This is a genomic window from Ilyobacter sp., assembly GCF_041583315.1.
GTDB lineage: Bacteria > Fusobacteriota > Fusobacteriia > Fusobacteriales > Fusobacteriaceae > Ilyobacter.
The window spans coordinates 1-6,865 of the sequence record NZ_JBFHGC010000088.1; the positions used below are offsets into that span (position 1 = coordinate 1).

Sequence of the window (6,865 nt, forward strand, 5' to 3'; positions counted from 1 at the left end):
ACCTCTGTCCTTTTATTATTGACAGTGATAATAGGATCTAAACTTGTTCCCAAACTTGTGCCTGTAATAAATGGAGCCATAGGATGGATAAGAATAGGGCCCTTAAGTGTGCAGCCGGCGGAATTCTTAAAAATACCGTATATAATAATTTTAGCTAAATTATTTGAAAATGGAGAAAAAAAAGATTTTGAAACTTATGGAATAATATTCAATGTGATTCCGATATTTGGTTTGTTTGCTGTGCTGATAATGATGCAGGGGGATTTGGGTACGGTGATACACTATACATCAATACTCTTATTTATGCTTTTTGTTTCTAAAGTATCAGGGAAATCAATAGCTATTTTTATTGGAGGAGCATCTGCTATAGTAGTATCCTATTTATCCTATGTGTATTATTTTATAGATGACATTCAAAAGGTTAATTATAGGGTAAAAAGGGTAAAAAGCTATGTTGACGGTCTTTTAAAAGGAGAATACGGCAATGATGTAGGCTATCAAGTGGGGCAGTCTCTGATAGCAATGGGAAGCGGAGGACCATTTGGAAAGGGCTATGCCAATGGAGTCCAAAAATACAGCTACCTTCCAGAGATACATACTGATTTTATATTGGCCTCTCTCGGTGAAGAATGGGGATTTACAGGAGTTCTGCTTATAATGGTTTTATTTTACACAATATTCACTCTTTCCATGACAACAGCAGTGGACTCAAAGGATTATTTTGCCAAGTATCTTGTGGCAGGGATGGCAAGCCTTGTTTTTACACAACTTTTGATCAATTCGTTTGTTGTAACTGGACTAATGCCGGTTACAGGAATACCTTTTCCAATATTCAGTTACGGAGGGAGCTCGCTGATAACTGTTTTTGCAGCCTTGGGAATAGTATTAAATGTCAATAAACACAATCTTTTAAAAAAATACGGAGCTTATTAGAAGAGTATTTTTAAAATTGGTACTTATAAAAAAAGCAGATATAAATAAATTTTTATGAAAGTTGTGTTTTATTAAAAATACTAAAGAGATTCTTATCTTTTTAAAGAATTATGATATAATAGCTAGAGGTGACTTTATGAGAAAAACAACTTTTTTAGGGATCTTTCTTTTATTATTTGGTATTTCCAATGCTAACTTTTTATTCTTCAACAGTGATGGAAATAAAAAAACTTTAAAGGTTGGGGTTGCTTCCAACTCCAGTTCAGAAATTCTGAAATTTATAAAGAATAATTTTAAAGACGAAGAATTTGAAATTGAGATCCTGGAATACTCAGATTTTATCCAGCCCAATATTGATCTTTTAGAAGGTGTTATAGATGTCAATTATTCTCAAAATAAAGATTTTTTGAATTCTTACAACACTGAACACAACACCAATATAGTCTCTTATGGGGACATATATTTTGAAAAAATGGGAATATATTCAAAAAAGTATAAAAGTATAAAAGAGTTTAAAAATATTGTCATTGCAATTCCCAATATTGAGAGTGACAGAGTAAGAGCTCTTAAATTATTAGAAAGCACAGGCCTGATAAAGCTAAATGGCGAATATCAAATTGTAGGAAACCCCAGAAATATAACATTTTTAGAAATTAGTCCAAAATATTTGGTAAGGGTAATGGAACAGGCTGATGCGATAATAGCAAATGGGAATGAAATTCTTCAAAGAGGCGGAGACCCATGGAAAAATGTATTGTATCTGGAAGAATATGATAAAAAATATATAAATGTCCTTGCGGGAAAATATAAAAGCAAGAAAAGAAAGCAGATTAAAAGACTGTATGAACTTCTTAAATCCAGCGAAGTAAAAAGTATAATTGCAAAAAAATACAAAGGAATTATTATTTGATGATTTAGAAATAGTATTTGACAATAAGATAAATACTATGTATAATAACTCTAAAATTAAATATAAATAAAATATAAAAGCTAGGAAGAGGAGAGTAACTTTAGGAAGTAGTTTAAGCGAGCCGGTTATGGTGTGAGTCCGGTAACGAAGCCTTTAGAGAAGAACACCTTGGAGCTGCCATCTGAAAGTCTGTAAAAGATTAGTAGGCGTGGACGTAATTGCTGCGTTAAAGTAAAAGGTATCGAGTGCATATAAAAGCGGCTCCGTACTTTCTTGAAATTTCAATTGAAGTTTCTATCTACAGGAAGGTAAGGCTCTTTGCACATATATGCAAAGAGTTTTTTTTATAAAAAAAATTAGTTATTAAAAATAGGGGGTAAATTATGTGTGGAATCATGTATTATTCAGGGAAAGAAGCGGAATTATTAGGGTTTGAAAAAAGCTTTGACAGGATCGTGTATAGAGGTCCGGACTCTACAGAGATATTAAAAGATAAAGGGGTATGGGGATTCCACAGATTATCAATAATGGATCTTAGCAACAGCGGAATGCAGCCTTTCATGCTAGACGGAAGTATAGCAATATGTAACGGAGAAATATACAATTTCAGAAAAATAAAAGAAGATCTTTCAAAGAAGTATAAATTTCATTCAGGAAGTGACTGTGAAGTACTTATCCCTCTTTACAAAGAGATGGGTGTGGAGATGTTTAAATATCTAGATGCAGAATATGCCATGGTTATGTATGATGCAGAAGCTGATGAAGTTTTAGCAGCCAGAGACCCTATTGGAATAAGACCACTTTTTTACGGATACTCTAAAGCCACAAAAGAGATCGCTTTTTCAAGTGAAGCGAAGAGCTTAATTGACTTCTGTGACGACGTAGTTGCTTTTCCTCCGGGACATTACTATAAAGGCGGAGAATTCATCTGCTACAGAGACATGACAAAATATACAAAGTTTATTGACGGAGATCTTGAAGAGATAACAGAAGGAATAAGAGAAAGACTGGAAGCTGGAGTAATAAAAAGATTAGATTCTGATGCACCTGTTGGATATCTGTTAAGCGGAGGATTAGATTCAAGCTTGGTTTGTGCAATAGCTCAAAGAAATCTTGAAAAACCTTTAAAAACTTTTGCCATAGGGATGGAAAAGGATCCTATTGACCTTAAATACGCCAAAGAGGTAGCAGAATATCTAGGTACAGACCATACAGAAGTTAGCATCAGTGAAAAAGATGTCCTAGACAACTTAAAACATGTAATATACTGTCTTGAAACTTGGGATATAACAACTATAAGAGCAAGTATGGGAATGTATCTTATCTGTAAATACATAAGAGAAAACACAAACATCAAAGTTTTATTAACTGGTGAGATCAGTGATGAAATATTTGGATATAAATATACTGACTTTGCACCAAGCGGAGAGGAATTCCAAAAAGAAGCAGAGAAAAGACTCAGAGAGATCTACATGTATGATGTGCTGAGAGCTGATAGATGTATCTCTGCAAACTCAATAGAGGCAAGAGTTCCCTTTGGTGACCTAGAGTTTGTAGATTACGTAATGGGAATTAATCCTGAAAAGAAATTAAATACATATAACAAGGGTAAATATCTTTTAAGAAAGGCCTTTGAAGGCGGAGAATATCTTCCTACTGACATCCTGTACAGAGAAAAAGCTGCTTTCAGTGACGCTGTTGGGCATTCACTAGTTGACTGTATCAAGGCATTCGCTGAAGAAAAATATTCTGATGAAGATGTGAAGAAAGCAAAAGAAAAATATGCTTACGGAACTCCGTTTACAAAAGAATCACTGCTGTACAGAGATATCTTTGAAGAATTTTTCCCTGGTAAGGCTGAGCTCATAAAAGACTTCTGGATGCCAAATAAAGAGTGGGAAGGATGTAATGTCGACGATCCTAGTGCAAGAGTGCTATCAAACTATGGTGACAGCGGAAAGTAACTCTTGACAAAGAAGTTGACTCTAAAGTATAATTACCCTATATAAATAAAGGCCATGAAGAGGAGAGTAACTTTAGGAAGTAGTTTAAGCGAGCCGGTTATGGTGTGAGTCCGGTAACGAAGCCTTTAGTGAAGAACACCTTGGAGCCGCCGTCTGAAAGTCTGAAAGGGTCAGTAGGAATGGACGTAATTGCCGCGTCAGAGCAAAAGGTATCGAGTGCTCGTGTAAGTATCTCCGTACTTTCTTGGATTTTATACTGGGAAAGCTGAGCTCTTTGCGTATACTCGCAAAGAGCTTTTTTATATGGAATGGAGGATTTATTATGGATATGAAAGATATTATAAAAAAAGTTAATTATTACGCCGGAGAATCAAAGAAAAGAGAGCTGACAGCAGAGGAAAAAATAGACAGACAGAAATACAGAGAGATGTACCTTGAAAGATTCAAGGCACAGGTAAAGGGTCACCTGGATAATATAAAAATAGTGGATGAGAATGAGCCGAAATATAAAAGCTGATATATAAAGCTCAGATTATGTAAATAACTATAAAAAACATAACTAAAGTCAGAAACACGACTACACTAAAAATGTATTGGAGGATATGATGGAAAAAACTTTAGTAAAGAAACTGTATAGAGAAACCGAAAGTTTTCTGGGAAAAGAAGTAGTTATCTCAGGATGGGTAAAAAAAATAAGGTCTCAAAAGAATTTCGGATTTATAGAAATAAATGACGGGTCTTTTTTTAAAGGAATTCAGGTAGTATTTGAAAGTGAACTTGGGAATTTTGAAGAAATATCAAAATCTTCTATTTCATCCACTCTTGTGATCAAAGGTAAACTCGTAGAATCTCAAGGAAAGGGCCAGACAATAGAGATACTTGCAACTGAAGTGGAAATTTTTCAGAAAGCAGACCTTGATTTTCCCCTTCAAAATAAGAGACACTCTTTTGAATTCTTGAGAACTATAGCTCATCTAAGACCTAGAACAAATACATTTTCCGCAGTATTCAGAGTGAGATCGGTATTAGCCTATGCAATACATAAGTTTTTCCAGGAGAGTGGCTTTGTATACGTGCATACTCCGATAATAACAGGAGCAGACTGTGAAGGTGCAGGAGAGATGTTCAGAGTCACTACTTTAGACCTTGATAATGTACCTAAAACTGAAAATGGTTCTATAGATGAGTCTAAGGACTTCTTCGGAAAAGAGACCAACCTAACTGTAAGTGGTCAGCTGAATGTGGAAACTTACTGTGCTGCGTTTAGAAATGTATATACTTTTGGACCAACCTTCAGAGCTGAAAACTCAAACACTTCAAGACACGCTTCTGAATTCTGGATGATCGAACCTGAGGTTGCTTTTGGAGATCTCGGAGTAAATATGGAGCTTGCAGAGGCCATGGTGAAATATATTATTAAGTATGTCATGGATGAATGCCCGGAAGAGATGGAGTTTTTTAACAGCTTCATAGAAAAAGGCCTGTTTGAAAAGCTGAACAATGTGCTGAACAATGATTTCGGAAGAGTTACTTATACAGAAGCCATGGATATTCTTGAAAACTGTGATAAGAAATTTGACTTCCCAGTGAAATGGGGAATAGATCTTCAAAGTGAGCATGAAAGATACCTGGCTGAAGAGCACTTTAAAAAGCCAATATTTGTAACGGATTATCCGAAGGATATAAAAGCTTTTTACATGAAAATGAATGAAGACGACAAAACTGTAAGGGCGATGGATCTTTTGGCTCCAGGTATCGGAGAGATTATAGGGGGATCACAGAGAGAAGATGATCTTTCTCTTCTAGAAAAAAGAATGGAAGAGATGAGTCTTGATAAGGACGATTATACTTTTTATACTGACCTCAGAAGATATGGGAGTTTTCCTCACTCAGGTTTTGGTCTAGGATTCGAGAGAATGATGATGTATATAACAGGAATGACCAATATAAGAGACGTAATTCCTTTCCCAAGAACACCTAAGAGTGCTGAATTTTAAAGAGAATAGTATAACAAAAGATGCCGGATGCCCGGCATCTTTTGTTATACAAAAATTTCATTTAACTTTAAAACCTGTTGCTATTTTATTTTGATATAAATTGATGAGCTATAATATAGGCTGTTTAATAAAAATACGGTTATTTTATATAAAAATATCTTGTAGACCTTAAATCATTGACTTGTTTCGAACATATTATTACTATAGTTTTACTTTTTAACTGGTTTTTGATATAATTTTTTAGAATGTCTTTGGAAAGGTGAAAATATATGTTTGGTTTTATATGGGTAGTGACAATGTTTCTTTTGGTTTTTTACCTTATGACAGGAACCAGTGAGAAAAAAATAAAAAGAAAAATAGACAGAACCCTTACCTTTCCTGGAGTATGGTACCGAGAGAAAGTAGTGGACTGGGAGTGGGAGTCAGAGGCACTGGCCTTTAACAAGGATATAAAAATAAGAGTAAAATATATAAAAAGTATTTATACAGGGGAAGATATGAGATACATTGTCATGACCCCGAGAGTGCTGAAGGATAAAAAATATCCATGTATATTTCTGCTGCATGGGATGAGAGACAGTGCAGATGACTGGCTGGAAAGAGCCAAAATCATAGAAAATTATGACGGGCTTTTAAACCACGGGAAAATAGGTGAAATGATTTTGATCATGCCTGATTCGGGGTATAATGGAGAGAGCTGGTATGCTGACTTCATAAAGAGAAAATCACACAGGTATGAAAGTTACTTTGTGAAAGAACTTCTTTCAGAAATAAGGAGGGAATACCCTGTGGGAAATTTTGGTATAGCAGGATTTTCAATGGGAGGTCACGGAGCCTTAAAAATTGCATTGAGAAATATAGAGGATTTTAAAGCCGCAGGAAGCTTCGCAGGAGCCATAAGTCTCATAAGGCTTGCAGTCAACCGGAGAGTAATGAGGGTGATAAGAATGCTCTATGTACCTCAGTTTATTTTCGGAGAAGGAGACGGGCGGCACTTTGTAGAGGTCTTTGGTTCCTGGGGGTATCAGATAATAAGGCAGGACCCCTATTCTCTGATAAAA

Annotated in this window: 6 protein-coding genes; all 6 read left to right on the forward strand. The window is 35.3% G+C overall.

Going from position 1 to position 6,865, the window contains the following annotated elements; all coding sequences use genetic code 11:
• Positions 1–933, forward strand: a 933-nt coding sequence (locus tag ABZA26_RS04620) for an FtsW/RodA/SpoVE family cell cycle protein (RefSeq protein ID WP_372713343.1), incomplete at its 5' end; no start/stop codon positions are given.
• A gap of 136 nt (positions 934–1,069) precedes the next feature.
• Entirely contained in the window at positions 1,070–1,843 is a 774-nt protein-coding gene (locus tag ABZA26_RS04625; protein ID WP_372713344.1) for a MetQ/NlpA family ABC transporter substrate-binding protein, read from the forward strand.
• A gap of 383 nt (positions 1,844–2,226) precedes the next feature.
• Entirely contained in the window at positions 2,227–3,807 is a 1,581-nt protein-coding gene (gene asnB, locus ABZA26_RS04630) for an asparagine synthase B (RefSeq protein WP_372713345.1), read from the forward strand.
• 322 nt (positions 3,808–4,129) lie between these two features.
• Complete coding sequence (locus tag ABZA26_RS04635) at positions 4,130–4,324, forward strand: DUF896 domain-containing protein (protein WP_372713346.1); 195 nt, start codon at positions 4,130–4,132, stop codon at positions 4,322–4,324.
• An 88-nt stretch (positions 4,325–4,412) separates the two neighbouring features.
• On the forward strand, positions 4,413–5,804 hold the full coding sequence (gene asnS, locus ABZA26_RS04640) for an asparagine--tRNA ligase (protein WP_372713347.1): 1,392 nt from the start codon (positions 4,413–4,415) through the stop codon (positions 5,802–5,804).
• 269 nt (positions 5,805–6,073) lie between these two features.
• On the forward strand, positions 6,074–6,865 hold a 792-nt coding region (locus ABZA26_RS04645; RefSeq protein ID WP_372713348.1), incomplete at its 3' end, for an alpha/beta hydrolase.